This is a genomic window from Ensifer sp. SSB1 (assembly GCF_016652895.1).
Classification (GTDB): Bacteria; Pseudomonadota; Alphaproteobacteria; order Rhizobiales; family Rhizobiaceae; genus Ensifer.
In genome coordinates this window covers 1-1,768 of sequence record NZ_JAEPRP010000356.1, presented here as the reverse complement: position 1 = coordinate 1,768, position 1,768 = coordinate 1, and the positions used below count along the sequence as shown (strand labels likewise).

The 1,768-nt window shown below is 56.3% G+C and carries 2 protein-coding genes and 1 pseudogene; 2 read left to right on the top strand and 1 reads right to left on the bottom strand.

Features of this window, described 5'->3' with window-relative positions; genetic code table 11:
* Nucleotides 1–325: 325 nt before the first annotated feature.
* Nucleotides 326–616, top strand: a complete 291-nt coding sequence (locus tag I8N66_RS37260) for a hypothetical protein (protein ID WP_291165569.1) — start codon at nucleotides 326–328, stop codon at nucleotides 614–616.
* 486 nt (nucleotides 617–1,102) lie between these two features.
* Here the strand turns inward: I8N66_RS37260 and I8N66_RS37255 are convergent, their stop codons facing one another.
* A complete protein-coding gene (locus I8N66_RS37255) occupies nucleotides 1,103–1,366 on the bottom strand; it encodes a helix-turn-helix domain-containing protein (RefSeq protein WP_291165567.1) in 264 nt (87 codons plus the stop codon).
* Between the two features lie 139 nt (nucleotides 1,367–1,505).
* Here I8N66_RS37255 and I8N66_RS37250 point away from each other — a divergent pair.
* Nucleotides 1,506–1,768 (top strand): annotated as a pseudogene (locus tag I8N66_RS37250) (hypothetical protein); the annotation flags it as partial.

Below are 1,768 nucleotides of genomic sequence, written 5' to 3'. Positions count from 1 at the left end.
CACAGACTCCCTCACTGCCACGTCTATGAACAGGTGCGGGGAATTCCGCGCTTACAAACAGACCTTCCCTTCCGGGCCGTGCACTCAATAGCGTTCTCTAATGAGATGCAGATTTCCCCAGTAACTCACTGGATGCGATCCCCCTGCCCCACTGGCGGGGTTTCTTATTTGGCCATCAAGAACAATCGCTGTACGTGCGGCCTATGCCGAGAATGGCGCCAGCCTCAAAAAGCCGTGCCGATTTGCGACAAGCTTTCAAGGGAAGAGTGGACGTGTAAAAACAGACGCGCTTCCAAGTGCAGTGACTATAGTTTTTCAGGTCCGAATGTCCCAAACAACCGCTTTCATCTCCGAACTGATCAGAGCTGCCAACGAAATCGAGAGGCTAACGCCTTTCGAAGTAAGCCGGCTCCTCGATCGATCGGTCGATACGATCCGTGATATGCGCGAGCGGGCTGGCCTTGTGGCTAACGGGGGCGCGAACGATGTGGTGATCGACCTGGGAATAGCCTCTGCCCGCGTGCGAGATTTATCCATTGAAGAAATCAGGGATACCTTGATCGATGCAGCGGACGTCATTCGGGCGCTGCGCGTTATCCTGGCTGAACGGGAGTAAGACGCGTCGTTCGGCAATTACCACGTTACGTTTTTCGACGAGCATCAATGTATGCGAAGCGGTGCGGGCGCATCGAGGTTCCTTTAGGAGCGATACGATGATTGAAAAGGCTGTCCGGATGGTGGCGATCGTAGTGCTGCTGATCACAGCCGCACTACTGATTTGGGTGATTAGGTCGCTCACCTGAGCGAAGCTGGTTGCGACCCAGGCTGTTGCCGAAGTCTACAGGGCCGGCATGTCGCAGTATGACTGGGCTGACGCTCGACGGCATAGGCGCTCTAATGAAAAAGGCCCCCCTCTTGCGTGGGCAGTAAGAGACCTATCGTACGAGCGTTCGAATTCACAGACCGTGTATTGATGACAGAGGCTGTGAAAATTCGTAGTCCCCTCAAACGATTGGGCGCGTAGAAATGAACGGAGCGGCTACCATCGTTCGTTGGCGGCTCGTCCTGCGGCGCGCGGTGCGTGTGCGTGCCGTTTCGGTGACTACCTTTTGAAACGAACTCCCACCCCGCCGCCATTTTCTTCGATAAACTCGATGCCAGCCGTCTCGCAAGCCCGTCGAATAGCCGTCAAGTTGGCGCTCGTGAGTGATGTCCTTCCGTCCTCTACTTCCGCACGGCTTACGGTTGCAACGCCAATCCCGGCCGCTTTTGCAAGCTCTTTTGCGCTCCAACGGAGGAGTGCTCGCGCGGCACGTATCTGCGCGCCAGTGATTTCAGTGACATCAGGTGATTTCGAATTGATCAAGGCGGACTCGTGTGCTACCTAAGCGTTACTTCAGACTGCAGTTCGCCTCGATTGTTGAATTAAGGGAACTGACGGCTACATCCGGTGCGCGAACACCGAATGCAGCCTGACCACAACCAAGCTTACGGGAGCTCGGATCATGGCTGATTCCGACAATAGCAGAACTTTGTCTACGGTCACGCGAGGAGAACTTCATTCCCTCATAGCGGCGTCTTTACCCACATATCCAGAGGTTGCGACCCATCAGAATCCAGGGTTTCGCCGTTGCGGCGACGATCCCGCGGCCGCTGCCTGGCAGAGGTGGTGGGACGCCTCGCAACGTTTGAGCGAATCGAACGCGACGCAGCAGCGGATCGAGGCACGCCTGTTCCAGGCGGCAGACGGGCCGGTTGAACGAGATCC